Source organism: Brevundimonas sp. TSRC1-1, from assembly GCF_049898245.1.
Lineage (GTDB): Bacteria > Pseudomonadota > Alphaproteobacteria > Caulobacterales > Caulobacteraceae > Brevundimonas > Brevundimonas mediterranea_A.
Genome location: NZ_JAFCXI010000004.1, coordinates 135844 through 161845, shown reverse-complemented (window position 1 = coordinate 161845; position 26002 = coordinate 135844). Strand labels below are relative to the sequence as shown.

24 protein-coding genes are annotated in these 26002 nt (G+C 68.0%); 10 read left to right on the top strand and 14 right to left on the bottom strand.

Annotation, left to right across the window (positions count from 1 at the left end):
* Positions 1 to 49 precede the first annotated feature (49 nt).
* A complete protein-coding gene (locus ACP7CK_RS14350) occupies positions 50 to 1909 on the top strand; it encodes a DNA polymerase III subunit gamma/tau (RefSeq protein ID WP_426026465.1) in 1860 nt (619 codons plus the stop codon).
* Between the two features lie 4 nt (positions 1910 to 1913).
* On the opposite strand, the gene ACP7CK_RS14345 is transcribed toward ACP7CK_RS14350, so the two are convergent.
* The 5 genes from ACP7CK_RS14345 to ACP7CK_RS14325 all read right to left on the bottom strand — a co-directional run bounded on the left by ACP7CK_RS14345 (position 1914) and on the right by ACP7CK_RS14325 (position 6335).
* The gene (locus ACP7CK_RS14345; RefSeq protein WP_426026464.1) at positions 1914 to 3071 is read right to left on the bottom strand and encodes an acyltransferase family protein; all 1158 of its coding nucleotides are present in this window, start codon (positions 3069 to 3071) and stop codon (positions 1914 to 1916) included.
* 54 nt (positions 3072 to 3125) lie between these two features.
* On the bottom strand, positions 3126 to 3716 hold the full coding sequence (folE, locus tag ACP7CK_RS14340) for a GTP cyclohydrolase I FolE (RefSeq protein ID WP_008264053.1): 591 nt from the start codon (positions 3714 to 3716) through the stop codon (positions 3126 to 3128).
* Positions 3717 to 3853: 137 nt separating this feature from the next.
* Complete coding sequence (locus tag ACP7CK_RS14335) at positions 3854 to 4363, bottom strand: chemotaxis protein CheW (RefSeq protein ID WP_426026463.1); 510 nt, start codon at positions 4361 to 4363, stop codon at positions 3854 to 3856.
* Positions 4363 to 6069, bottom strand: coding sequence for a methyl-accepting chemotaxis protein (locus ACP7CK_RS14330; protein WP_426026462.1), 1707 nt, complete (start codon positions 6067 to 6069; stop codon positions 4363 to 4365). The genes ACP7CK_RS14335 and ACP7CK_RS14330 overlap by 1 nt, the downstream gene beginning before the upstream one ends.
* Positions 6070 to 6092: 23 nt before the next feature.
* Positions 6093 to 6335, bottom strand: coding sequence for a hypothetical protein (locus tag ACP7CK_RS14325; RefSeq protein WP_426026461.1), 243 nt, complete (start codon positions 6333 to 6335; stop codon positions 6093 to 6095).
* A gap of 418 nt (positions 6336 to 6753) precedes the next feature.
* Between ACP7CK_RS14325 and fliQ the strand changes: the two genes are divergently transcribed.
* The 4 genes from fliQ (at position 6754) to cckA (ending at position 10983) form a co-directional block, all read left to right on the top strand.
* Positions 6754 to 7017, top strand: a complete 264-nt coding sequence (fliQ, locus tag ACP7CK_RS14320; protein ID WP_008258892.1) for a flagellar biosynthesis protein FliQ — start codon at positions 6754 to 6756, stop codon at positions 7015 to 7017.
* Complete coding sequence (gene fliR / locus ACP7CK_RS14315; RefSeq protein WP_035308077.1) at positions 7017 to 7802, top strand: flagellar biosynthetic protein FliR; 786 nt, start codon at positions 7017 to 7019, stop codon at positions 7800 to 7802. Before fliQ ends, fliR begins: the two co-directional genes overlap by 1 nt.
* Positions 7795 to 8871 (top strand): flagellar biosynthesis protein FlhB, encoded by a 1077-nt coding sequence (gene flhB, locus ACP7CK_RS14310; protein ID WP_426026460.1) that lies wholly within the window; start codon positions 7795 to 7797, stop codon positions 8869 to 8871. The genes fliR and flhB overlap by 8 nt, the downstream gene beginning before the upstream one ends.
* A 63-nt stretch (positions 8872 to 8934) precedes the next feature.
* Positions 8935 to 10983, top strand: coding sequence for a cell cycle histidine kinase CckA (cckA, locus tag ACP7CK_RS14305; protein WP_008264323.1), 2049 nt, complete (start codon positions 8935 to 8937; stop codon positions 10981 to 10983).
* 27 nt (positions 10984 to 11010) lie between these two features.
* Here cckA and ACP7CK_RS14300 read toward each other — a convergent pair whose 3' ends face one another.
* From ACP7CK_RS14300 to chpT, 3 genes are all read right to left on the bottom strand, one after another.
* Entirely contained in the window at positions 11011 to 11826 is an 816-nt protein-coding gene (locus ACP7CK_RS14300; RefSeq protein WP_008259147.1) for a CheR family methyltransferase, read from the bottom strand.
* Positions 11823 to 12200 carry a response regulator gene (locus ACP7CK_RS14295; protein ID WP_183198778.1) on the bottom strand — a complete coding sequence of 126 codons (378 nt, stop codon included), beginning with the start codon at positions 12198 to 12200 and terminating at the stop codon, positions 11823 to 11825. Before ACP7CK_RS14295 ends, ACP7CK_RS14300 begins: the two co-directional genes overlap by 4 nt.
* Positions 12201 to 12288: 88 nt before the next feature.
* Positions 12289 to 12999, bottom strand: coding sequence for a histidine phosphotransferase ChpT (chpT, locus tag ACP7CK_RS14290; protein WP_426026459.1), 711 nt, complete (start codon positions 12997 to 12999; stop codon positions 12289 to 12291).
* 66 nt (positions 13000 to 13065) lie between these two features.
* On the opposite strand from chpT, the gene cysQ reads away from it, so the two are divergent.
* Positions 13066 to 13893, top strand: a complete 828-nt coding sequence (cysQ, locus tag ACP7CK_RS14285; protein ID WP_154726677.1) for a 3'(2'),5'-bisphosphate nucleotidase CysQ — start codon at positions 13066 to 13068, stop codon at positions 13891 to 13893.
* A gap of 9 nt (positions 13894 to 13902) precedes the next feature.
* Here the strand turns inward: cysQ and ACP7CK_RS14280 are convergent, their stop codons facing one another.
* On the bottom strand, positions 13903 to 15126 hold the full coding sequence (locus tag ACP7CK_RS14280; RefSeq protein WP_426026458.1) for a hypothetical protein: 1224 nt from the start codon (positions 15124 to 15126) through the stop codon (positions 13903 to 13905).
* Positions 15127 to 15237: 111 nt separating this feature from the next.
* Positions 15238 to 15576 (bottom strand): hypothetical protein, encoded by a 339-nt coding sequence (locus tag ACP7CK_RS14275; protein WP_154726679.1) that lies wholly within the window; start codon positions 15574 to 15576, stop codon positions 15238 to 15240.
* Positions 15577 to 15773: 197 nt separating this feature from the next.
* On the opposite strand from ACP7CK_RS14275, the gene ACP7CK_RS14270 reads away from it, so the two are divergent.
* Both ACP7CK_RS14270 and ACP7CK_RS14265 read left to right on the top strand, forming a co-directional pair.
* Positions 15774 to 17054, top strand: a complete 1281-nt coding sequence (locus ACP7CK_RS14270) for a polyhydroxyalkanoate depolymerase (protein ID WP_426026457.1) — start codon at positions 15774 to 15776, stop codon at positions 17052 to 17054.
* Positions 17020 to 17748, top strand: coding sequence for a M48 family metallopeptidase (locus ACP7CK_RS14265; protein ID WP_426026456.1), 729 nt, complete (start codon positions 17020 to 17022; stop codon positions 17746 to 17748). Before ACP7CK_RS14270 ends, ACP7CK_RS14265 begins: the two co-directional genes overlap by 35 nt.
* Before the next feature lie 166 nt (positions 17749 to 17914).
* Here ACP7CK_RS14265 and ACP7CK_RS14260 read toward each other — a convergent pair whose 3' ends face one another.
* Both ACP7CK_RS14260 and ACP7CK_RS14255 read right to left on the bottom strand, forming a co-directional pair.
* Positions 17915 to 20026, bottom strand: a complete 2112-nt coding sequence (locus ACP7CK_RS14260; protein WP_426026455.1) for a PBP1A family penicillin-binding protein — start codon at positions 20024 to 20026, stop codon at positions 17915 to 17917.
* Between the two features lie 106 nt (positions 20027 to 20132).
* A complete protein-coding gene (locus ACP7CK_RS14255; protein ID WP_426026454.1) occupies positions 20133 to 21083 on the bottom strand; it encodes an alpha/beta fold hydrolase in 951 nt (316 codons plus the stop codon).
* Positions 21084 to 21192: 109 nt separating this feature from the next.
* Between ACP7CK_RS14255 and ACP7CK_RS14250 the strand changes: the two genes are divergently transcribed.
* Positions 21193 to 22323 carry an aromatic ring-hydroxylating oxygenase subunit alpha gene (locus ACP7CK_RS14250; RefSeq protein ID WP_372705887.1) on the top strand — a complete coding sequence of 377 codons (1131 nt, stop codon included), beginning with the start codon at positions 21193 to 21195 and terminating at the stop codon, positions 22321 to 22323.
* Between the two features lie 160 nt (positions 22324 to 22483).
* Here the strand turns inward: ACP7CK_RS14250 and ACP7CK_RS14245 are convergent, their stop codons facing one another.
* Positions 22484 to 23500 (bottom strand): adenosine kinase, encoded by a 1017-nt coding sequence (locus ACP7CK_RS14245; protein WP_426026453.1) that lies wholly within the window; start codon positions 23498 to 23500, stop codon positions 22484 to 22486.
* A gap of 92 nt (positions 23501 to 23592) precedes the next feature.
* Between ACP7CK_RS14245 and ACP7CK_RS14240 the strand changes: the two genes are divergently transcribed.
* Positions 23593 to 24465, top strand: coding sequence for an ATP-grasp domain-containing protein (locus ACP7CK_RS14240; RefSeq protein WP_426026452.1), 873 nt, complete (start codon positions 23593 to 23595; stop codon positions 24463 to 24465).
* Here the strand turns inward: ACP7CK_RS14240 and ACP7CK_RS14235 are convergent.
* Positions 24462 to 25925, bottom strand: coding sequence for a methyl-accepting chemotaxis protein (locus ACP7CK_RS14235; protein WP_426026451.1), 1464 nt, complete (start codon positions 25923 to 25925; stop codon positions 24462 to 24464). The two genes, ACP7CK_RS14240 and ACP7CK_RS14235, sit on opposite strands and share 4 nt — an antisense overlap.
* Between the last annotated feature and the right edge of the window lie 77 nt (positions 25926 to 26002).

Here is a 26002-nt window from a genome sequence, read left to right as displayed (position 1 = left end):
GACCGAGAATCGCTTCGCTGCAGACCTGACCCGCTGTAAGACTTCGCCCATGACGGACAGCGACACGAATCTCGACGGCCCGCCCTGGGAAGAGGACGAGGTCCTCGCGCGCGACGAAAACACCGACGACATGTTCGGTGCGCCCGCCTCCACGCCCGAGCCCGTCGCACCGCCCCCAGCCGTGACCGCCCCCGCGCCCCCCTCCGACCAGGCCCACGCCGGCGTCGAGGCCCATGCCGACGACGGGTCCGCCTATCAGGTGCTGGCGCGCAAATACCGGCCGCGCACCTTCGAGGACCTGATCGGACAGGAGGCGATGGTCCGCACCCTGACCAACGCCTTCTCGACCGGCCGCATCGCCCACGCCTTCATGCTGACCGGGGTTCGCGGCGTCGGCAAGACGACGACCGCCCGCCTGCTGGCCCGCGCCCTGAACAACGAGACGGAGACCATCGACCGGCCGTCCCTGACCCTGACCGCCCACGGCCGGCACGACGCCGCCATCATGGCGGGCCAGCATATGGACGTGATGGAGATGGACGCCGCGTCGCACACCGGCGTCAACGACATCCGCGACATCCTGGAGAGCGTCCGCTACGCCCCGGTCGAGGCGCGCTACAAGGTCTACGTGCTGGACGAGGTCCACATGCTGTCGACGCAGGCATTCAACGCCCTGCTGAAGACGCTGGAGGAGCCGCCGCCCCACGCCAAATTCATCTTCGCCACCACCGAGATCCGCAAGGTGCCGGTGACGATCCTCAGCCGCTGCCAGAGATTCGACCTGCGTCGGGTCGAGCCCGAGATCCTGATCGGCCACCTGGGCCGGATCGCCGAGCGCGAAGGCATGAAGATCGAACAGGACGCCCTGGCCCTGATCTCGCGCGCGGCCGAGGGTTCGGTGCGCGACGGCCTGTCCCTGCTGGACCAGGCCCTGGTCCAGGCCGAGCGCGGCGAAATGGTCAAGACCGAGACGGTCCGCGACATGCTGGGCCTGGCCGACCGCAGCCAGACCATCGCCCTGTTCGAATCCGTCATGGCCGGCCGCACGCCCGAGGCGCTGGAGAATTTCCGCACCCTGTACGGCTTCGGCGCCGATCCGGTGCAGGTGACCAACGACCTCCTGGAACACTGCCACGCCGCCTCGGTGGCCAAGATGCTGGGTCCGAACGCGACCCGACTGCCCAATGACCAGGCGCAGAAGCTGGCGGCCCTGGGCGCCGCCATTCCGGCCGCAACCCTGTCGCGCACCTGGCAGATGCTGCTGAAGGCGCTGGACGAGGTGCGCCGCGCGCCCAATCCGGCCGATGCGGTCGAGATGGCCATTGTCCGCCTGGCCTACGCCGCCGACCTGCCGGGACCGGAGGAGGCGTTGAAGCGACTTCAGTCGGGCGAACCGTTCGGCGGCGGTTCTGCGCCACGTGGGGGCGGCGGGGGCGGCGGAGGCGGGACATCGGCCCAGCTGGCCGCGCGTCCAGTCATGGCCCCGGCCCTGCCCGACCCGCAGACCTTCGAGCAGGTGGTCGCCCTGATCGGCGAGAAACGGGAAGTCGGGCTTCAGATGGACGTCGAACGGTTCGTCAAACCCGTCTCGTTCAAGCCCGGCGCCATCGTCTATGAAAGCGTCGAGGGCGCGCCGGTCGAACTGGCGCGGCGCCTGGCCGGGCGGCTGCGGGAATGGACCGGCCGCACCTGGCTGATCGCCGCCAACGGCCAGGGCGGCGGCGAGACCCTGATCGAGCGTCAGAAGAAGGAACGCGCCGCCGAGCGCGAGAAGGTCGAGGCCGACCCCTTCATCAAGGCGGTGCTTCTGGCCTTCCCCGGCGCCAAGCTGGGCGAGATCAAGACCATCGCCCCCGCCATCGTCACGCCGGAAATCCCCGACGCGCCCGAGGACGATGACGAGGACTGACGGCCTATCCCTCGAGCGAGACCACAGGCCCTGCTTCCACCGGGGTCGTTCGACGTCCGCCACGGCGGCGCTTCAGCCAGGACCGGATCCGCGACTGGATCCGGTCGTCGATCGCGAAATGGAAGGCGAAGGCGAAGGCGACCGCCGCCAGCACCCCGCCGCCCCAGAGCGCCCACTGCACGGGCGCCGACAGGGCGAAGCGGGCCGCAGCCGCATTGACCAACCCGAACCAGGCGATGCGGACGATCTCATTTGAGATGAACATCGAGAAGGAGACCATGGCGGCGGTCTCCACCCATTTCGACGGGCGACGCACCGGCACGGCGCCGGCGGCCAGAATGATCAGGGAGATCATCGCCAGGGAGATCAGGGCGTTCTTGCCGAGGGCCTGAGCGAGCGCCAGGCCGAGGAAGGCGGCGACGCCGACCCAGCCGGCCAGGCGGGGGTCGATCCAGATCTTCTGGGCGAACCAGGCCAGGCTCATGCCCAGGAAGAACAGCGGCAGGGCGCGCACGAAGCCGTAGCCCATCGGCATCTGGTAGACGGGATGGCCCAGCAGGCTCCAGCACAGCTGGTTGGCGGTCAGATAGGCGGCGACGCCCAGGGCCAGGGCGCCCCAGGGCCCCAGTCGCGTCAGACCGCGCAGGATCCAAGGGAAACACAGATAGCAGCCGATCAGGGCCGAGATCGACCAGGTCGGGGCGTTCCAGCCCAGGCCGCCGGGCACGCCATAGGACTGCAACAGCAGCAACTGGGCCGGCAGCTGGTCCCAGCGGAACCATTCCGGATTGCGCGGCGCGGCGCCCGCCGCCGCACCGAGCAACACCAGGGCGACCAGCGACAGCCCCATGATCAGATGAGCGGGGACCACGCGAAGGACCCGCTTCAGCACGAAGTCGCCCGCCGACATCCGGCCCTGGCCCACGGCGGCCCCATAGACCCGCATCAGCACATAGCCGGAATCGATCAGAAAGAAGTTGGTCAGCAGGAAGCCGCCACGCGAGAACACCGGATGCACGGCCTCGGCCAGAGGAACCGGCCCGGCTCCCTGGAAGTGATGCAGGATGATCAGGAAGGCCACAATGAAACGCAGCGCGTCCAGCCAGCCGCCACGGGCGATCGGGGTTGTCTCGTTTCGGGTCGAAATCAGGCTCCAGGGCACGGCGAACGCCTCCTATGACCCCGATCTCGCAAGAGCCGGGCCGTAGTGGGCCCCCTAGCCGCGCACGAGGCGCAGGAACTCCTCGCGGGTGCGGGGATCGTCGCGGACCACGCCGATCAGGTGGCTGGTCGACAGACTGGCGCCGGGGGCGTTGACGCCGCGCAAGGTCATGCAGCTGTGTTCGGCCTCGATGACCACGCCCACGCCCTGGGGCTTCAGGACGGTCTGGATGGCCTCGGCGATCTCGGCCGTCATCTTCTCCTGGATCTGCAGGCGTCGGGCGAAGCCGCGCACCACGCGCGCCAGTTTGGAAATGCCGACCACGCGGTCGGTCGGCAGATAGGCGACATGGGCCTTGCCCACGACCGGCAGCATATGGTGCTCGCAGAAGCTGACGAACCGTATGTCCTTCAGCACGACCAGCTGGTCGTAACCGCCCGTCTCCTCGAAGGTCTTCTCCAGATAGGACAGGGGATCGACCTCGTAGCCCGAAAACAGCTCGCGATAGCTGCGCGCCACCCGCGCCGGGGTTTCCAGCAAACCCTCGCGGTCGGGATCGTCGCCCGCCCATTCGATCAGGGTGCGGACGGCGGCCTCGGCGTCGGCCTGGGTCAGTCGGGAGGCGGTCGGGGGCGCATCAGTCATTGCGGGCCTATTAGCGAAGCGGAGCCGAGAAAGAAAATCCTTCTTCCCGTCCATTACGCTGCGGCGACCGATTTGGCCCCCCCGGGGACCTGGAAACGTGGTCCGAGTATCCGAGCCGCCTGACCGGCCGGCGACCGTCAGGCCGCTCGATCGACGTCGGGGAAGGACGCCAGAGAGACGGTGTCGGTGCTGGACAGCAGTCGGGGCAGGTCGATCAGGACGACGAAGCCGTCCTCGCGCCGCACCACGCCCGAGATATAGTCCGAGCGCCACTTGATCCCGATGTCGGGCGACGGCTCGATCTGGTCGGCGCTGAAGACCGCCACCTCGAACACCCGGTCCGCCACCAGGCCCAGGCTGAACACCCGGTCCTCCAGCGGAATGTCCAGCACCAGGATGCGGGTGTTCAGCGTCGGCTCGGTCGGCGCCATGCCCAGGCGGATCCGAAGATCCGCCGTGGGAACCCCCTGCCCCCGCACGTCCGTCAGGCCCAGAAGATAGTCCGGACTGTTGGGAATGCGCGAGGGCGCCTGATAGGTCAGGATCTCCCGCACCAGGCCGACCGGGGCGGCGAAGAGTTCGTCGCCCAGGCCGAAGGTGACGTACTGCCCCTCAGAGGCGCCTTGCCCCTTGGCGGTTTCGGACATCAGGCGCTCTCCCGGAAGTCCATGTCCTCGTCGTCCGCGCCGCCGACCGCCATGTCCAGGGCGAAGCCCTTGGCGCGGGCCTGCTGGGCGTGGACGGCGGGCTTGGCCGGCGCAGCCTTGGGCGTCGGGCGGGCCGCCGGCTTGGCGGGGGCCTTAAAGCTCGAGACGCGGGCCGGAGCCCGGGCCGGAGCGCGGGCGCCGCTGCGGCCGCCGGTCGTGTCGGTGCGGAAGAAGGCGATCGAGGTCTGCAGTTCCTCGGCCTGGGCCGCCAGCTCCTCGGAGGTGGCCGACATCTGCTCGGACGCGCCGGCGTTCTGCTGGGTCACCTTGTCCAGCTGCTGGATGGCCTCGTTGATCTGGCTGGCGCCGACGTCCTGCTCGCGGCAGGCGGCGCTGATCTCCGACACCAGTTCGGCGGTCTTGCGGATGTCCGGCACCAGGCGTTGCAGCATCTCGCCGGCTTCCTGGGCCGCCTTGACCGTATCGCCCGACACCGCGCCGATTTCGGCGGCGGCCGTCTGGCTGCGTTCGGCCAGTTTGCGCACTTCCGAGGCGACGACGGCGAAGCCCTTGCCGTGCTCCCCGGCGCGAGCGGCCTCGACCGCCGCGTTCAGGGCCAGCAGATCGGTCTGACGGGCGATCTCCTGCACGATGCCGATCTTGTCGGCGATGGTGCGCATGGCCTCGACCGCCCGGTTGACCGCCTCGCCGCTGGCCTCGGCGTCCTTGGACGACTGACGCGAGATCTTCTCGGTCTGGGCCGCGTTGTCGGCGTTCTGCTTGATGTTGGCGGCCATCTCTTCCATCGAGGCCGAGGCCTGTTCGGCGGCGGCGGCCTGTTCGGTCGCCCCCTGGCTCATCTGTTCCGACGTCGCCGAAAGCTCCTGGCTGCCCCCGGAAACATTATCGGCAGCCGAAAGAGCGTCGCTGACGATGGCGCGCAGACGTTCGATCATCAGATTGACGTTGCCCAACATGTCGCCGATTTCGTCTTGAGTCGTGATGACGACGGTCTGGGTCAGATCCCCCTCGGCCACGGCGCCGACCGCCTGATTGGCGCGGTTCAGGCCCTGGCTGATGACCATGGAAATCCAGACGCCGCCGGCGATGGCCAGCAACAGGGCGACGACAGCGGCGATAATGAGAATGTTCCGGGCGGAAGCGTAGAGGGCATTGGTCTGCTCATCCGCCTCCTTCATGAGTTGATGGTTCAGATTCACGATGGCGTCCGAAGCCGTCTCGACCTCTTCACCGACGCGGCTCCCCTCGCCCAGGGTCAGGGCGGCGGCGGCGGCGTTCTCGTTCGCCAGGGCCAGGCGGCGGATTTCCTCGCTCAGGGGCTTGTACCGATTCCACGCTGATTGCAGTTTCAACCAGTCGGATTTGTGCTGTTCGGAAGAAGCGGCGATGGCCGCCTTCAGCGCTTCTTCGAGTTCATCGCTATTGTGTTGGACTTTTTCGTCATATTTCCGAGTTTGTTGCAAATCGTCTGTCAGCGCCATGGCGCGTTCGCGGCGGACAACGGCCCCGAAGGCGATGGCGATGGACTGCGAACGACTAAGCTGAGTGGCCGGGCCCGCAATCAACTCGGTGATGGCTGTATTCAAGCTGCCCAGCCGCGTCACCGCCACTCCGACCACACCGGCCAGGGTAAGGATCAAGACCGTAAATACTATGGTGAGTTTCGCCTTGATGGTCAGTCGCATTTCATGGTTTCCCGAAGAGCCGGTCAGCGGCGGGTTGCGGACGCGACCGGCTGGCAGGCGTCCCGTTGAGGATTGAAGAGGGAAGATAAGTCGGCGAGGGCGTTGGCCCGACGCGCCCCTTGGCCCGCTTCGGCGACCAGAAGGCCGGCGTCGGTTCGAGCGATGTTTGGAGCTATCCGGAGACTGACCAGATTATCGACCGTCGCGATCGACTGGCGAAGACGCCTGACATTCAAGGCCGCATCAAAAATCATGCGTTCGGTCATCTTCACCTCATTCGCACGGCGCACCGCCACACAACTTGTGATGATTAGTCTCAACGACAGTTAAACCGACCTCAAATACTATATAGGTAAATATACCTATTTTCTAAATCCCTATTTAGATTGATCTTTTAAAGTGAATTGCCTGAATTTTCGTCCCAAAACGACACACTTGTGGATTGTCTGCGCACGGAGATTTCTAAGCCTCGTCGCGTGCCCTTCCGCCGCGCAATCCTCATTCCGGAATAGCAAAGAGACGAGCATCCGCGCCTGAGACGCGGCGTCGCCTATGACGGCAAGCTCGCTGCCGACGGCTTCTCCGACGCCGACATGGTATTGCAGCGTCGAAGCCCCAAAATTATCTCCCCGTTAACCATCCTCCCGGCATTTTCTGCCCAGTGATTTGCGGGAGCGTGGGCCGATGAACGGCGCGGAAGTTCTGGATGTAGGGCGCGACGCCATCTGGCTGACGATCCAGCTGTGCCTGCCGGTCCTGCTGGTCGGCCTGGTCGTCGGCGTCGTGATCGGCCTGTTCCAGGCCCTGACGCAGATTCAGGAACAGACCCTGATCTATGCGCCCAAGATCATCGCCATCTTCGTGTCCCTGTTGCTGTTCCTGCCGCTGATGGGCGCCCTGCTCGGCGGGTTCATGCGCCAGATCGCGGCGCGCATCGCGGGCATGTAGTGGAGGCTTACGCCACCGCCGATCAGGTCTGGGCCGGGGGGCTGATCTTCGCCCGCATCGGCGCGATCCTGATGCTGATCCCCGGCTTCGGGGAAACCTATGTGCCGCCGCGCATCCGCCTGTCGCTGGCCCTGCTGATCAGCCTGGCGCTGTGGCCTGTGGTGCGTGACAGCCTGCCGGGCCTGCCCGAGACCCTGGGCGGCATGGCCGGGTGGGTGATCCGCGAGGTGGTGGTCGGCCTGATGATCGGCATGCTGCTGCGCATGTTCCTGACGTCGCTGATGACGGCGGGCGAGATCGTCTCGCTGCAGACCACCCTCAGCTTCGCCCAGACGGCCAATCCGCTACAGGCCCAGCCGGGGTCGACGGTCGGTTCGTTCCTGCTGCTGTTCGGGGTGACGCTGATCTTCGCCACCGACACCCACCACCTGTTCATCGCCGGCATGGTCGGTTCCTACAGTCTGATCGCCCCGGCCAAGCCCCTGATCATGGGGGATTTCACCGAGATGGCGGTGCGGACACTGGGGGACAGCTTCCTGCTGGGGGTGCAGTTGGCGGCGCCGGTTCTGGTGTTCGCCCTGATCTTCAACCTGGCCTCGGGCCTGATCGCGCGGGTCATGCCGTCGTTCCAGGTCTATTTCGCCGCCGCGCCTCTGAGCGTCATCCTGGGCCTGTCGATCTTCGCGCTCAGCCTGGGCGCCCTGGGCACCGTCTTCATCGACCGCTACCGCCGCCTCGCCGAGGTGTTCGCGGCCGGCGCCTTCGGGGGAGGGGCGGGTGGCTGACGACACCGATCCCGAGTCGAAAACAGAAGACGCCACCCCCCGAAAACTCGAGGACGCCCGCAAGAAGGGCGACGTCGCCAAGTCTCAGGACGTCGGCCAGGTGCTGTCCCTGGCCGGGGCGGCGGCGGTGATCCTGGGCGCCGGGGGCTGGTTCGCCGGGTCGATGACGCAACAGCTGCTGCCCTTTATCGCGGCCCCTCACCAGATGCTGGGGATGCTGGATTCGGGGGCGGGGGCTCAGATTCTGGCCCAGGCTCTTTGGGCCATGACCCCCTTCCTGGGAGCGGTCATGCTGGCGACCATCATCGGCGGGGCGGGCGGACACCTGGCCCAGTCCGGCCTGATCTTCACCGCCGAAAAGCTGAAGCCGAAATGGTCGTCGGTGAACCCGATGTCGGGGTTCAAGCGCATCTTCGGCCCCGACGGCCTGATGCAGTTCGTCAAGACCTTCCTGAAGCTGATCGCCGTCTGCGTCGTCTGCTGGATGGTGCTGAAGCCCCATGTCCGCGAGTTCGAGAACATGGTCACCCTGAGCCCGGCGGCCCTGCTGCCCCTGGCGCGGGACATGGCCCTGGCCCTGTTCGTGGCGGCCATCATCCTGTTGGGGGCGACGGCCGGCGCCGACTTCATCTGGCAGAAGATGCGCTTCGCCAAGCGGATGCGGATGACCAAGGAGGAACTGAAGGAAGACTACAAACAGTCCGAGGGCGACCCTCACATCAAGGCCAAGCTGAAGCAGATCCGCATGCAGCGCAGCCGCCAGCGGATGATGGCCAATGTGCCCAAGGCCACGGTCATCGTGACCAACCCGACCCACTATTCGGTGGCCCTGCGCTACGAACCCAGCGAGGGCGACGGGGCGCCGGTCTGTGTGGCCAAGGGGGTCGACGCCCTGGCCATGCGGATCCGTGAAGTCGCCAAGGAACATGGCGTGCCGATCGTCGAGAACGTCCCTCTGGCCCGCGCCCTTTACGCCTCGGTGGAGATCGACGCCGTCATTCCCAAGGAACATTTCGAGGCCGCCGCCAAGATCATCGGCTTCGTGTTCCAGTCCCGCAAACGTCGGTAAGACCCCCGTAAGGCTTGGCGCCGGATTTGGGAGTATGATCAGACCACTGATTCGCGAGGCCGCATGAAGCCCAACCGTCGCCTTCCGTTCGACCTGCTCTCCGTTGCGACGGCGTTCGGCGTGGTCGTGGCCGTCGCGGCCCTGGCCTATCCGGCCTTCAAGGCCAATCCGATGTCGGGGCCGGGCATGATCCTGATCGTCACGGCGGGTCTGATCGCCCTGATCGGCCTGTTCGGTTTCCGCCGCGCCGAGACGGTCAAGCCGTCCAGCGACGTGGCCGTGGACATGCTGGACGCCATGGCGGAGCCGGCGGCCCTGGTGTGGGAGACGGGCCAGGTCCTGGCCTTCAACGGCGCCTGGGCCCAGTCCAACGGCACGACCACCGCCCTGCCCCGCGGCAAGTCGGCCCAGGCCCTGTACATGGCCTTCGCCCAGGCGCGCCGGGGCGAGCCGGGCCACGCCATCGTCCAGATCGGCGACCGCGAGGTCGAGGTGGTGATCGGCAAGGCCGGCCCCGACCGGTATCTGATGCGGGTCGCGCCCGAAGCCGTCCTGCCCCTGCCCGTGGCGACGGCTCCGACGAACGGCGCGGCGACGGGCGAATCCCGCGCCATGGCCGCCGGCGCTCCCTTCGGCTCGGCCGTGATCGACGGCCCCGACCTGTTCGCCGGCCGGGCGCAGGAGGCCAACGCCGCCCTGGCCGTGCTGACCGGCCCCAACGCCGCGCGCGACGCCGCCTTCGGCCATCTGTTCGACCCGACGGGCGTGGCCGAGGCGCGGGTCAAGCTGGCGGCCGGGTCGTCCGGCCCCATCGAACTGGTCGCCCGCGCCTATCCCGACAAGATGCTGCACCTCTATGTGGCGCCAGAGGGCGAACAGAAGCGCATCTGGCTGTTCGACGTCTCGGCGCAGAAGTCGATGGAGCTGCAGCTGTCGCAGGCCCAGAAGATGCAGGCCGTGGGCCAGCTGGCCGGCGGCGTGGCCCACGACTTCAACAATCTGCTGACGGCCATCCAGTTGCAGCTGTCGGGCCTGCTGGAGCGGCATCCGGTCGGCGACCCCTCCTATGAGGGGCTGAACGAGATCCGCCAGACCGCCATTCGCGCCGCCGACCTAGTGCGCAAACTGCTGGCCTTCTCGCGCAAGTCCACGGTGCGGCGTGAGCGGCTGGATCTGGGCGAACTGGTCGGGGAGTTCGCCATCCTGCTGCGGCGCCTGCTGCGTGAGGACGTTCGGCTGGAGACCGACTACGGCCGCGACCTGCCGGTGGTCCTGGCCGACAAGAGCCAGCTCGAGACCGCCGTCATGAATCTGGCCGTCAACGCCCGCGACGCCATGCGCGGCGTGGTCGAGCCGGGCGACGCGGTCGTCACCATCACCACCCGCCGCCTGACCGCCCAGCAGGCGCGCGAGATGGGCTGGCCCGACGCTCCCACCGATGAGGTCGCCCTGATCGAGGTGTCGGACACCGGCCCCGGCGTGCCGCCTGAACTGGTGGACAAGATCTTCGAACCCTTCTTCACCACCAAGGCGGTGAACGAGGGCACCGGCATGGGCCTGGCCACCGTCTACGGCATCGCCCAGCAGGCCGGCGGCCATATCTCGGTCAGCAATATCGAGGGCCCGCACGGCATGAGCATGGGCGCGGCCTTCCGCATCTTCCTGCCGGCCGCTGGCGAGGCGGAACTGGCCGAGGTTCAGCCGGTCGAGGTCAAGGTCAAGGCGCCGCGCGACCTGTCGGGCGCCGGCCGCATCCTGTTCGTCGAGGACGAGGACGCCGTGCGCGGCATCGCCGCTCGCCTGCTGCGCCAGCGCGGCTACGAGGTGATCGAGGCCGCCGACGGCGAGGAGGCCCTGATCCTGGCCGAGGAATACGCGGGCCAGATCGACATGATGATCTCCGACGTCATCATGCCCGGCCTGGACGGCCCCTCCCTGCTGAAGAAGGCGCGCAAATACCTGGGCGACGCCCCGGTCATGTTCATCTCAGGCTATGCGGAAAGCGACTTCTCGGACCTGCTGCAGGACGAGGTCGGGGTCTCCTTCCTGCCCAAGCCTCTGGACATCAAGACCCTGGCGGAACGGGTGAAGCAGGAACTGCACGCGGGCTGAATCCACGTGGCGGTTCAAAGCGGCCGTTCAGGCGGCTCTGCGCGCGGCGGAGGGGGATTTCACATACAGGCCCTTGCGGCCGGTGACGGGGCGGAAGGCGACGGTCTCGCCTTCCAGCCGTTCATCCATGCCCAGGAACAGGCAGCCGTCGTCGACCAGGCGGCGTTCCAGCCCGTCCAGCACGCGGGCGCGGCGCGAGGGCTCCATGTCCCCGAGCACGTAGCGGCAGAAGATGACGTCGAAACGGGCCTCGTCGGTCGGCTCGTCCAGCAGGTTGGCGCGTCCGAAACGGACGGTGTCGGCCAGTTCGGCGCGGACGCGCCAGTTGTCCTCGGCCGGCTCGAACCAGCGCAGCATGGTCTTGGCGGTCAGACCGCGCTGGATCTCGAAGCCGGTATAGAGGCCTGAACGCGCCTTCTCGATCGCACGCTGCGACAGGTCGGTGGCCGTCAGATCCAGCGGAACGCCGATGTCCAGCCCCGCCATGGCGATCGACCAGGCCTCCTGGCCCGTCGAACACCCGGCGGACCAGACCTTGACCCGGCCGTTCGGCCGGGCGCGCGACAGGGCCGGCAGAAGCTCCTTCTCCAGCACGGTGAACGGGGTGCGATCGCGACGGAACCAGGTTTCGGCGTTCAGCAGGGCCTCGATCACAGCCCAGCCCAGGGAGGCGACCGGATTGGCCCAGAGATTCGTCAGCAGGGCCTCGACATTGGCGTAGCCTTCACGACGCGCGATCGGTCCCAGCCGGTGTTCGGCCAGGTGAATGCGATCCCGCGCCAGCCGATAGCCGGCGCGGGTGGCCAATAGTCCCTGAAGCTTGTCGAAGTCCTCGGGTGTCATGCCGCGATCGCGCCGACCTCCATCAGCTTGGACTGAAGAATTTCGCCGTCAAAAGGTTTCATGACATAGTCGTCGGCGCCGGCGGCCAGGGCCTCGGCGATCCGCTCAGGCCGGGTTTCGATGGTGCAGAACAACACCTTCGGAACATCTCCTCCGGGCGAGGCGCGCAGGCGGCGCAAAAAGGTCAGCCCGTCCATCACCGGCATGTTCCAGTCGATCAGCAGCACGTCGGGCATGACGCCTGAGCAATAGGCCAGGGCCTCGGCGCCGTCCGCCGCCTCGTCGACCTCGTAACCGAGGCCCTCTACGATCCGGCGGGCGACCTTGCGAATGATCCGGCTGTCATCGACGATGAGGCAGGTTTTGAAATCCAAGACGGGCTCCCCGGCGCCGGACCTTCAGCAGAAGTCACGCGTCGTAGCAGCATCGCCCGATTCCAGTTAACGAGTCGTTGGGAAAGCCTCACACGGGCATTCGCGCGACCAGGACGATGCGGCCGTCCTCGACCGTCACATGCAGCGAGCCGCCGGCCTCGACCACGGTCAGCCACAGCCAGTAGGGCTGGATCCATTGCCCCGCCAGCCCTTCGATCAGGCGCTCGCCGGCCAGGCCCGTGACCGCTTCCGGCTTCAGCCGGGCGCGGGCGCCCTCGGCGAATCCCTCGATGAACAGGAAGCCGTTCTCGACGCGCGACTGGATCACCGCATCGCCCCCCATCGGCAGGGCGCCGACGGTGAGATAGGCCAGATTGGTCAGGGCGCGCGCCTGGGGCTTGGAAAACTCGCCCTCGTGGATGCGCCAGTCCAGCGAGGCGCGCCCGCCCTCGGTCAGACCCGTGACCAGCGACTGGAGCTCGCGTGCGGTGAACCGTTCGCTGGTCGTCGCCGCGCCGAAGGCGACGCGGGCGAAATGGACCAGGGCGACCATCTTGCGGGCGCTCTGTTCGATCAGGGACAGGGCGTCCTCGCGCATGTCCTGGGCCGAAGGATCGCGCATCAGATCCAGGCCCGAGACGATCGCGCCCGACGGGCTGATGAAGTCGTGGCACAGTTTGGCGGCGACGTAGGTGGCCAGTTCGATTCCGTCGACAGGCAGGTCCAGCGGGGCTTTGGCGGCGTCGGTCGAATTCATGGAGGCCAGCATACTCTCGTCGGCGTTCAGGTCACAGTTCATGTCGTGCGCGAAGCTGACGTGATTTGCCGGTTCATGGAACCGCCGCAATGGTCTATCGAGCCCATAATGACGACCTCCCCCACGAACACCCTGGCCCTCGACCTGGAGTCCGGCGCCCTGGCCCTGGCCATCGCCGAGATCGCCGAAGACGCCGCGCGCCTGATCCTGCCCTACTGGCGCAGCAACACCGCCGTCGAGACCAAGTCGGACGACAGTCCCGTCACCCAGGCCGACCGCGCCGCCGAGGCCCTGATCCTCGAACGGCTGGCCGCCCTCTATCCCGGCGTCCAGACGGTGGCCGAAGAAGCGGTGGCCGCGAACGGCGCCCCGGCCTCGGCCGAGGACTGGTTCTGGCTGATCGACCCGCTGGACGGCACCAAGGGGTTCGTGCGCGGCGGCGAGGCCTTCACCGTCAACATCGCCCTGATGCATGCGGGCTATCCCGTCGCGGGCGTGGTCACGGCTCCGGCGACGGCCACGACCTGGCGCACGGACACGCCGGGCGGCGGCGCCTTCCGTCGCCAGTACGGCGAGCAGCAGGAGGGCGAGGCCCACGCCGGCGCCGAATGGCGGCCGATCAAGGTCCGCGACCGCCCGCAGGAGGGCATGGCCCTGCTGAGCCACAGCGTCACCGATGAAGAGGCCGCGCGTCTGGCCGCCCGCCACGGCTGCACCCGCTGGCAGGGCACGGATTCCTCGCTGAAATTCTGCCTGATCGCCGAGGGCCGCTTCGACGCCTATCCGCGCTCCGGCCCGACCTCGGAATGGGACACTGCGGCCGGTCAGGCCGTGCTGGAAGCCGCCGGCGGCCGCGTCCTGGCCGACGACGGCCAGCGCCTGGCCTACGGCAAGCCCAAATTCCTCAACGGCCCTTTCGTCGCCATGGGCGGCTGAGGCTTAAACCTACAGCCCCGCCTTCCACAGCAGCATCCCGGCCCGGTCGGCCAGGGCCGGGACGCCCAGTTCGCGCGCGGTCAGGACGGCTTCATTCAGGATCAGGTGCAGGTGGGCGGGCGCAGGGCCGCCCAGGCGATGACGGGCCAGGGCCAATTCGGCCAGACCGATCTGGTCGGCGGCCCAGTCCAGCGGCGCAGCGGCGGCGAGCCGGTCGTGCAGGCGGGCCTCCATCAGCTCCAGCCCCGCCAGGTCGCGCACAGCCTCGGCCAGGGCGATCTCGCGCGATACCCGGCGTTCGCGCACCAGGGCGCCGATGATCAGGCCGCGCCCCTGGGTCAGGGCCTCGGCCTGGTTCAACAGCATCAGGGGCGTGGCGTCGTCGCCGGCGCGCAGCACCTGAATGACGGCCCAGTCCAGCGGGCTGTGGTCGGGCGTGAACTGATCGGCGGCGGCGTCGAACATCATCCGTCCCTGGGCCAGGGCCTCGGCATGATCGGCGACGGAGGCCAGGGCCGAAAGACCCGCGCCGCACAGGGCCAGAGCGCGAGCGCGCGTCAGGGGGCGATAGTCGGGCGAGGCGTTCTCGACCAGGGCGCCGAGATCGCGTCCGGCCTGGTCCAGCAGGCGGGCGTCCCGCTTGATCACCCCGGTCTCCAGCGCCAGTCCCGCCCGATCCAGCCGCAGTTCGACGTCGTTCGCCCCCGCCTCGTGCAGGGCCAGGTCCATCAGGGCGGCGGCGTCCATCAGGGCGGCGGGATCGCCGGACAGACGGGCCTTGCGTGTCTTGAGCCGGGCATGGATCGAGGACAGCTCGCCTGCGGCATGGGACCGACGCGGCCGCCCGGCGGCGTCGAGCGCGGCCAAGGCGCGATCCAGGTGAATCGGATCGCCGCACAGATCGAAGCGCAGCATCAGGGCCTGGGCCTTGTCGATCGCGGCCCGCGCCGCCCGGTCCTCGCCCACGGCGGCGCGCACCAGGCTGTCGGCGCAACGGTCGGCGCGGTCCAGGCTGTCGACGGCGCCGCTGCGGCGGGCGTGTTCGCGCCACAGGGCGGCGGCGCGGCTCTCGGTCTCGAACGGGCGGGCGCAGGAGACGCGACCGGCGTCGGTGGTTTCGCGCCGCGCCTCAGCCGCCAGCAGATCGACGCCGATCAGCTCGACCCAGCCCAGATCCTCGCTCTCGCGGGCCTGGGCGAACAGCTTGCGAAGGTCTCGGCCGAACTCGAACATGCGATGGACGCCTCTAAATCCCGCTTCGGGACGACCAATGCGTCCCCCTGGGGTTCCAATGCAAACGCGACGCCGCCAAGGGGGTTCAGCCTGGCCTTAAGGATGATTTCGTCAATTCAGATCGGGGGTTTTCTGGCGACAGCGCTGCAGGGCGGCGCGGGCCTCGGAGGCGTCGGCGTTCAGCCGACGCACGGCCTCGATCCGGGCGCGGGTCTGGTCGGCCTCGGCCGCGCGCGAGGGCTTGCCGGCGGCGGTCGCGGCCTGCATGGCCGCCAGCGACCAGAACAGGGCGGCGTCGTACAGGCGTCTGCCCTCCGCGCTTTCGCCGCCTTCCAGTTCGGACGCGGCCTGGGTCAGGCCGGCGCAGCGCACCGCCTCCTCGTAGGAGACGAGGCCGACGTTCGGCGCGTGCTGAAGCAGCAGACTGGCGATGGTCAGCAGGACCAACATGGGAAGGCTCCATAGACATCCCCCCGGACATCGCCGACATCAGATCACGTTCCGACGACGGGGAGAAGATCGAACCCGGGCGGGAATTGGACAGGATTGCGAATAACTGCCGCGCTGAGCTCAAACCCTGTATGCTGCTATGCAGCAAACGGCCGGAACCTGGTTTTCGGCCCCGGCAAGACCCGCAATGGATCGTCATGCTCTACGCCTTTCATGAACTCGCCTATCAGTCGGCCCTGCCGTTTCGGGTCGGCGCCCAGATGGCCCGGCGCTTCTGGACCTCGCCGTTCAATCCGGCGGCGGACACGGCGGTCGGACGCACCGCCTACGCCTCGGCCGAACTGTTCGAGAGCGTCACGCGTCGCTACGGCAAACCGGACTGGAAGCTGGAAACCATCGAGATCGCCGGCAAGCCGGTGCGCACCGTCGAACAGGTGATCTGGCAGAGCCCCTGGTGCCGCCTGGTCCGGTTCGCCCGCAATATCGGCGACCTGAAACGGGCCGGAAAGCCGGCCTCCGGCCCCGCCGTCCTGGTCGTCGCCCCCCTGTCGGGCCACTACGCCACCCTGCTGCGCGGCACGGTCGAGGGCTTTCTTCAGGACCACGACGTCTATGTCACCGACTGGATCAACGCCCGCCAGGTGCCGGTGCTGGAAGGCCGGTTCGATTTCTTCGACTATATCGACCACGTCCGGCGGATGCTGGCCGAGATCGGCGGCCGGGCCCATGTGGTCGGGGTCTGCCAGCCCGGCCCGCCCGTTCTGGCGGCCTGCGCGATCATGGCCGAGGACGGCGACGAGAACCGCCCCCTCTCCATGACCTTCATGGGCTCGCCCATCGACGCCCGGCTGTCGCCGACCGTGACCAACCAGCTGGCGGAGGAAAAGCCCTTCACCTGGTTCCGGTCGAACATGATCCACACCGTGCCCCTGCCCTATGCGGGGTTCGGGCGGCGGGTCTATCCGGGCTTCGTCCAGCTCTACAGCTTCATGTCGATGAACGAAGAGCGCCATCGCGACGCCCACTGGGACTATTTCAACAGCCTGATCGACGGCGACGGCGACGGGGTCGAGAAGCACGAGGAATTCTACGACGAATATCTGTCGGTGCTGGACCTGACCGAGGAATTCTACCTCCAGACCATCGACATCGTCTTCCAGCAGCATCTGCTGGCGCGCGGCCTGCTGGAGCATCGCGGGCGCAAGGTCGATCTGACCAAGATCACCGACATCGGCCTGATGACGGTCGAGGGCGAGAAGGACGACATCTCCGGCGTCGGCCAGACCCAGGCGGCCCACGGCCTGTGCCCCAACATCCCCGAGGACCGACGGGTGCTGTACGTCCAGCCGAACGTGGGCCATTACGGCGTCTTCAACGGTCGTCGCTTCCGTGACGAGATCTATCCCCGCGTCCGCGATTTCATCGCCCAGAACGAGGCCCTCGGTGGCGTATCGCAACGGTCAGCGTCTGCCGCTTGACGACGGGGGCTTGGGCTCCGGTTCCGGCCCCACACTGAGACTGTCGGTCAATCCCCGCGCCCGGCGTCTGTCGGTGCGGATCGATGCGCGCGCGGGCGAGGCGGTGGTGATCGCCCCGACCGAGCGCGGCCTGGCCCAGGCCGTGGCCTTCGCCCGTTCGAAAAGCGTCTGGATCTCCGAACGCCTGGCGGTGCGGCCCAAGGGCCGACCGCTGGAGCCCGGCCAGGTCATCTCATTGCGCGGCCGCCCGGTCCGCCTGGAGGCGACGCCCGGCGCCGGCGCCGCCCGCCTGGTCGAAGACGGAACCGTCATCCGCTCGGGCGGCGAGGGCGAGGCCTACGCCCGCCGGGTCGAGAACCTGCTGAAGCGCGAGGCGCGCAGCACCCTGTTGGACCGCACCGACCACCATCTGCGCGCCCTGGGCCAGACGCCGGTCACGGTCTCCATCGCCGACACCCGATCCCGCTGGGGCTCGTGCAGCCCGCACAACCGCACCATCCGCTATTCCTGGCGCGTCATCATGGCCCCGCCGCCGGTCATCGACTATCTGGCCGCCCACGAGGTCGCCCACCTGGTCCACGCCGACCACAGCCCGGCCTACTGGTCGGTCGTCGAACGCCTGGTCGGCGACCACAAGCCCTGGCGCAAATGGCTGAAGGACTATGGCGCCGCGCTTCATGCGGTAGGGCGATAGAACCCACTCCTCCCCCTTTGGGGGAGGTGGATCGGCGCGTAGCGCCGAGACGGAGGGGGCAAGAGAGCGCCGCTAAGGCGGCGCCTCCACAAATGGCGGGCCTGTGTCGCCCCCCTCCACCCCCGCGCGAAGAGCGCGGCGGTCCCCCTCCCCCGACGGGGGAGGATCAGAAGAACAACGGGTCGCTTCGCTTCTCGGCCGGCAAACGGCCTTCGAGCTGTTGGTCCGGCGTGTCGCGCGGGGCGGGCTGGGGCGAGGTGGGGCGAACGACCGGCGGCCTCGACGCCGGTTGAGACGGCTGCTGGGCCGGCTCTTCCACATAGGGGTCGCCCAGGCTCGGATCGACCGGCTCGACCGGGGCTCCACCTTCGTCCAGACCGCCCTGGCCCAGACCCGACATCAGATCGCCGACAGGATCCGGCGCGGTCCAGCCCTCGGGCATGGGCGGGCCGTCCGGGATGCGCGGCGCGTTCAGGCGCGGCAGGGCCGCCTCCATGAAGCCCTTCCAGATGGCGGCGGGCGACGAGCCGCCGGTCACGCCGCGCATGGCGGTGTTGTCGTCCTTGCCCACCCAGACGGCGGTGACGAAGCCGCCGGTGTAGCCGACGAACCAGGCGTCCTTGTAGTCCGAGGTCGTGCCCGACTTGCCCGCCAGATCGCGCCCGGCGATGGCCGCGCTGCGCCCGGTGCCCGAGGTCATGACCCCGCGCAACATCTGGTTCATGTAGTACAGCGACGGATTGTTGATCGCCTGGCCGCTCTGGCCGCTGGCCCGCTGATAGATGACCCGGCCCTGGGGGGTGCGGATGCGGCTGATGCCATAGGCCTCGACCCGGCGACCGCCGTTGGCGAAGGCGTCATAGGCGGTGGCCATCTCCAGCGGCGAGACCTCGACGGCGCCGAGCGCCATGGCGGGCTCCAGACCGATGCGGCTCTCGATGCCCAGGCGCCGCGCGGCGCGGGCCACGCTGTCGCGTCCGATCTGGTCGGCGACATAGGCCGCCACCGTATTGGTCGACTGGGCCACGGCCTGGGCCAGGGTCATGTTTCCGCTGAAGGTGTTGGAATAGTTCTTGGGCGACCAGTTGCCGATGGTGATCGGCTGATCGACCACCGGGGTCTGGGGCGTATAGCCGGCCTCGACCGCCGCCAGATAGACGAAGGGCTTGAAGGCCGAGCCCGCCTGGCGACGCGCCTCGACGGCGCGGTTGAACTGGCTGTCGGCATAGGAGCCGCCGCCGATCATGGCCCGCACCCGGCCGTCGCCGTCCAGGGCGACCAGGGCCGCCTGTTCGACGCCCTTGCGCTCGTCACGGTCCAGAATGCGGCGCACCGACCGTTCGGCGGCCGTCTGCAGCGTCAGGTCCAGGGTGGTCTCGACCACCATGTCCTCGGTCGGTTCGCCGACCAGGCCGCGGATCGACTGGTCCAGCCAGTCGATGAAATACTGGGCGTGCTGGGTCGCCAGGGTGCGCGACACGATGATCGGCTGGGTCACGGCCTCCTCGCGCTGGGCGGCGGTGATGACCCCGGCCTCTTCCATCTCGTTCAGCACGACGGTGGCGCGGGTGGCGGCCCGCTCGCTCTCGGACACGGGCGAATAGCGCGAGGGCGCCTTCAGCAGCCCGGCCAGAAGCGCGGCCTCGCCGACCGTCAGATCCTTGGCCGACTTGTCGAAATAGCGTTGCGACGCCGCCTCGATCCCATAGGCGCCGGCGCCGAAATAGACCCGGTTCAGATACAGGGCCAGGATCTCCTTCTTGGAGAATTTCATCTCCAGCCACACCGCCAGCATCAGCTCCTGCACCTTGCGGCGCAGGTTCTGGTCGGGCGTCAGGAACAGGTTCTTGGCCAGTTGCTGGGTCAGGGTCGAACCGCCCTGCACCACCCGGCCGGCGCGCATATTGGTCGCCGCCGCCCGCATCATGCCGATGGGGTCGAAACCGGGGTGGTGATAGAAGCGCCGGTCCTCGATGGCGATAAAGGCCGCCGGCACATAGTCGGGCAGGGCGTCCAGATCGGCAGGCGGCGCCATCTGGGTGCCCCGGGTGGCGATCAGGGCGCCGTTGCGGTCCAGATAGGTGATCGAGGGCTGACGATCGACATTATACAGGCTGGACGTGTCGGGCAGGCCGCGCGCGAACACGGCGAAGAAGACCACCAGGAAGATCAGTCCCCAGACGGCCAGCACCGCGCCCCAGTAGAGCGCCTGTTGCAGCCGCGTGCGAGCCGGCTTTGCGCCGCCCTGCTGCCCGCCCCCGAACCCTGGACCCGCCATGACTTTCCTTCAGATGCCGCGCTCAGCGGGATTAAGCTCTACGGACATGTATCGCGTATGAACCGCCGCCGAAACGGCCCCGTCGATATCACGCGACCGTGAGCGGCTATTTCGCCGAAAGAAAGGCGTCCAGTTCGCCGTAGAAGGCCTGGGGCTGGTCCAGCATGATGAAATGGGCGCTGTCGTCGATCCGTTTCAGGGTCACGCCGGGCAGGTTGGCGAAGCTGCTGCGGAAAATCTGATCGGTAATCTCGGGCGTCATGCGCGGATCGTTGAACTTGACGTACATCACCTCGGTCGGGGCGACGATACGGGACAATTCAGGCCTCAGATCTGTCACGATCAGTTCGCGGAAGGCGGCGGCCGAGACCTTCTGATCGCTCGTGCGGCTGTCTTCCAGAGGGCCGGCCCGCAAACCTTCGGTCGCGATCATGCCCGTGAGCGACACTGTCGCGCGCTGGTCGTACTCTGCGCGGGAAACACTGGCCATGCCGGCGTAGACCTGATCGGCCATCGTCGTGATCGCCTCATTCGAAGCGCCAGGCGGCGCGAACATCGCGCCCATGAAGGGGATCATGTCCACCACCATCAGCTTGCCGACGCTGTCGGGATGACGCGCGGCCAGCATCAGGCCGATGGTCCCGCCCATCGAATGGCCGACCACGGCGGGCTTCTCCAGTCCCTGTTCGGCGATATAGCGGGCGATCTCCTCGGCGACCGGGGCCGCCACCGGGGTCGGCGTCGCGCCTGTCTGGGCGTTGCCCTCAACCGGGGCCCCCGCAAAGCCCTGGACATGGATCCGGTGCACTCTCCACCCCGCGCCGAGATGATCGACCGTGCCCTGCCAGACTTCGGGCGAGGAACTGAGGCCGGGGATCAGGATGATGTCGCGACCGCCCGCTTCGCCGTCCACCCGGACATGGATGCGGTCGGAGGTGAAATCCGCGTGATGATGGCCGTGCGCATGGCCCCTGTCGGGATGGGCCCCGTGCCCGTCCTGAGCCTGGACGGCGGTGGCGGCGAACAGCATGGCGGCGAAACCTAAGGCGCGAAACATGATGAAACTCCCCTGCAAGGCGACCCTTATGCCGCCTTCACTTTGTTATGTAAAGTTCTCTATAGGCTCCATAGGGACAGACCCCGCGTCCCTCTGTTAGAAGGCGCTCATGAAGCCTGTAGACGCTCCCCCCGTCCAGTCCCCTCAAGCTGAAGCCGCCCCCTCAAAGGCGGGCGCCCAGCCCTTCGGCAAGGGATTCGTCGCCGACGCCTGGTACTTCGTCGCCCTGTCCCGCGACGTCGCTCCGGCCGGCTTGAAACGCTACGAGATCATGGGCGAGCCCGTCCTGATCGGCCGCACACGCGCGGGCGCCGTCTATGCGATGCGCGACATCTGCCCCCACCGCGCCGCGCCCCTGTCAGCCGGGAAACTGGTCGAAAAGCCCGGCGAGGGCGAGACCATCGAATGCCCCTATCACGGCTGGCGCTTCCGCCCCGACGGGGTCTGCGCCGCCATTCCGTCCCTGGTCGAGGACCAGGCGTTCGAGGCGAACCGCATCAAGGTGCGCGCCTTTCCGGTGCGCGAGAGCCAGGGCATGGTCTTCGTCTGGATGGCGTCCGACGCCCGCAATCCCATGGAGCCGGACCACGAGCCCCCGGTCTTCCCGGGCGTGGTCGGCTCCGGCCCGAAACTGGTCGAGGCCATGGAGTTCGACAGCCATATCGACCACGCCGTCGTCGGCCTGATGGACCCGGCCCACGGCCCCTATGTCCACCAGCAATGGTGGTGGCGGTCCGAACATTCGATGCACGAAAAGGCCAAGGCCTTCGCCCCCGCCGACTTCGGCTGGGCCATGGTGCGCCACGCCCCCTCGTCCAACAGCCGGCTCTACAGGATCCTGGGCGGCGCCCCGGCGACGGAGATCACCTTCCGCCTGCCCGGCTATCGCTGGGAGCATATCCAGGTCGGGGAGAAACAGGTCCTGGCCCTGACCTGCCTGACCCCGATCAGCGAGACCAGGACCCGGATCACCCAGATCTTCTGGTCGGACCACTGGGTCTTCGACCTGGCCAAGCCCTTCCTGCGGATGGGGGTGGTCGCCTTCCTGAAACAGGACGGCGGCATGGTGAACCTGCAGAACGAAGGCCTGCGCTATGACCCCGCCCTGATCTGGATCGACGACGCCGACAAACAGGCCAAATGGTACCAGCAGCTGAAGCGCGAATGGGCGAAGAGCCGGGCTGAGGGGCGGCCGTTCGTCAACCCGATCCAGCCCACGACGCTGCGGTGGAAGAGCTGAATCCGCTTCCTTCTCCCCTTGCGGGAGAAGGTGGCCCGAAGGGCCGGATGAGGGGTTGTTAGATGTTGGGTCGGACAGGGTCGTCGTGCATCCGCCGACCCCTCATCCGACCTCGCTGCGCTCGGCCACCTTCTCCCGCAAGGGGAGAAGGAAGAATCGTTTACAGCCTCAACCCGGCTTCACCGGCCAGGTCGGCCAGTTTCACCATCGGCCGCGGACCCCAGTGGGCGATGACTTCGGACGCCGCCAGCGAGCCCAGCTTGCCGGCCTCTTCCAGCGTCAGGCCGCGCGCGACGCCCAGCAGGAAGCCGGCGGCGTACTGGTCGCCGGCGCCCGTGGTGTCGATCACCTTGGCGACCGGATAGGCGGCGACCGTCACCCGCTCGTCGCCGGCGATCACCACCGAGCCGTGCTCGCCGCGCGTCACGGCGGCGATCTCTACGATGGCGGCCAGTTTCGCGGCGGCGGCGTCAAAATCTTCGGTTTCGAACAGGGCGGCCAGTTCGGCTTCGTTGGCCAGGACGATGTCGGCCGACTGTTCGATGAAGCTCAGCAGTTCGGCGCGCCAGCGGGCGACGACGAAGGTGTCGGACAGGGTGATGGCGACCTTGCGACCGGCCTTGTGCGCGGCGGCGGCGGCGCGTTCGAAGGCCGCGCGGGCCGGGGCCGGGTCGAACAGATAGCCTTCCAGATAGACGATCTGGCTGGCGCCGATCAGGGCCTCGTCGATGTCGTCGGCGTACAGCTGGTTGGCGGCGCCCAGGAAGGTGGCCATGGTCCGCGCGCCGTCGGACAGGACGTTGATCAGGCAACGGCCGGTGCCGAAGCCGTTGTCCGCTCCGCCGCTCAGGACCGGGGTGTCGAAATGGACGCCGGCGGCGCGGATGTCGTGGCTGAACACCTCGCCCAGGACATCATCGGCCACCTTGCCGATATAGGCCGCCCGGCCGCCGAACGAGCCGACGCCCGCCACGGTGTTGCCGGCCGATCCGCCCGAGGCCTCGACCCCCGGCGCCATGGCGTCATACAGGGCGGCGCTGCGTTCGGCGTCGACCAGCTGCATCGAGTTGGGGGCCAGGTCCTGGGCCGTCAGGAAGGCGGCGTCACAGGGGCTGAGCACGTCGACGATGGCGTTGCCGACAGCGCAGACGTCATATTGGGCGGTGTTCTGGGTCATGGTCGCGCCTTAGCGGTTGAAGGCCCGCACGTCACCCGAAAACATATAAGGAAGCCCTTATATGCGTCGGCGGGTTGCGATACGGAGGCGTCATGATCCAGATCGCCGTCCTGACCCCCGATCCGACCGACACATCCTACATCGGCCGCTGGCCCGAGGTGCTGACACGGCTGACGGCGACGCTGGAAGGGACCGGCGCGACGGTTACGGCCACGCCCTGGACCGATCACATCGAGGAGGCCTCGGGTCTGGCCGCCTATGACCTGATCCTGCCGGTCATCGCCTGGGGGTATCACCGCGACCATGCCCGCTGGTTGAAGGCCTGCGCGACCTGGACCGAAGCGGGCCTGCCGGTCGCCAATCCGGCCTCGGTGCTGGGCTGGAACTCGGACAAGACCTATCTGGCGCGACTGGCCGACAAGGGCGTGCCCATTCCGCCGACGCGGTGGAGCGAGGCGATCACTCAGGACCAGGTGGATGCGGCCTTTGCGGAAACCGGAGCCCCGGTGCTGATCGTCAAGCCGACGGTTTCGGCCGGCGCCTTCCGCACCCTGCGTCTCACGCCCGGCCAGGCTTTGACCGATGCGCCGGAAGGCCCGGCGATGATCCAGCCCTATCTGAAATCCATCGAGACCGAGGGCGAGACCTCGCTGCTCTTCTTCGGCGGCCGGTTCAGTCATGCGGTCAACAAGCGGCCGGTTCCCGGCGACTTCCGCATCCAGATGCAGTTCGGCGGCCTTTACACGGCCGTGACGCCCGACGCGGCGGCCATGGCCCTGGCCGAACAGGTGCTGGCCGCCATCGACGAACCGCTGCTCTACGCCCGCATCGATCTGGCGCGCGACGACGCCGGGCGCTGGGTGCTGATGGAGGCGGAACTGATCGAGCCCGACTTCTATCTGGACCATGATCCGGCCGACGGCGCGGGGTTCGCCAGCGCCGTCGGCGAACGGCTGGGCGGCTAGAAGCCCGCCTGACGCGAGCGGGCCGGCGCCCGATCGGCCGCAAAGGCCGCGATCCGGGCGTGGGCGTCACGAATCGGGGCCGGGGCGCGGTCGGCGCCGCCTTCGCTGACCTGGAACCGTCCGACCAGTTGCGTCAAGTCCGACGCCTCGCGGCTCAGGCTCAGGCTGGCGGCGGTCGATTCCTCGACCATCGCGGCGTTTTGCTGGGTGACCTGGTCCATCTCGTTCACGGCCGTATTGACCTCGGCCAGGGCCAACGCCTGTTCCTGGGTCGAGGCGCGGATCTCGCCCATCAGATGGGTGATGTCGTTGATGCGCACGGCGATGGCCGACAGGGCCTCGCCGGATTCGCGGACCAGCACGACCCCGCTCTTGACCTGGGTGCTGCTGGTCGAGATCAGGGTCTTGATCTCCCGCGCCGAGTCCGCCGACCGCTGGGCCAGGGCCCGAACTTCGGACGCCACCACGGCAAAGCCGCGACCGGCTTCGCCCGCGCGCGCCGCCTCGACCCCGGCGTTCAGGGCCAGAAGGTTGGTCTGGAAGGCGATTTCATCGATGACGCCGATGATCTGGCCGATCTGATCGGAGGATTTCTCGATCTCGCCCATGGCGGTGATGGCGCGCTGGACGACGGCGCCGCCTGTCTCGGCCTGGGTGCGGGTCTGACCCACGACCACATCCGCAGCCTGAGCGTTCTCAGCCGCCTTGCGGACGGTGGCGGTGATCTCGTCCAGGGCGGCGGCGGTCTGCTCCAGACCGGCGGCCTGACGTTCGGTGCGACGCGACAGATCCTCGGCTGCGCTGCTGATTTCATTGGCGCCCGACTGCATGGACCCCGCGTTGCCGCGGATGACGGCGACCGCCTCATCCAGGGCCGCCATGGCGCGGTTGAAGTCCTCGCGCAGAATGGCGTAGTCGCCGGGGAAGGCCTCGCCGATCCGATACGACAGGTCGCCGGCCGCCATGGCCGACAGGCCGCGCCCCGTGGCCTGGACGACGGAAGCCTGAACTTCGGCCGCCACGCGATCAGCCTCGGCGCGGCGCTCGCGCTCGACCTCCGCAGCCGTGACGTCGGTCGCGAACTTGACGACCTTGTAGGGTTTTCCGTCGGCGCCGAAGATCGGGTTGTAACTGGCCTCGATCACTGCACGGGCGCCGCCCTTGCCGTAGCGGATGAACTTGTCTGCGATGAACTCGCCCGCGTTCAGCCGACGCCAGAAGTCCGTGTAGGCGGGCGAGGCGGCCTCGGCAGGGTCCATCAGCATGCGGTGATGGCGGCCCTTAACCTCGGCCAGCTCATAGCCGATCACCGCGAGGAAGTTCGGATTGGCCGTGATGATGGTGCCGTCCAGCTCGAACTCGATCACGGCCTGCGACCGCTGAACCGCCGCCATCATGCTGCGCAGCTCAGCGGTCTCCGCCGCATCGGGGGAGGGGCGGGGCTGGAAGAAGGATTTCATGACGGACGTTCTACGCGAGCAGTTGATGTCCTGAAGCGTGACATCAATTCGTTACGACGCGGCGCCCATGTATTTAG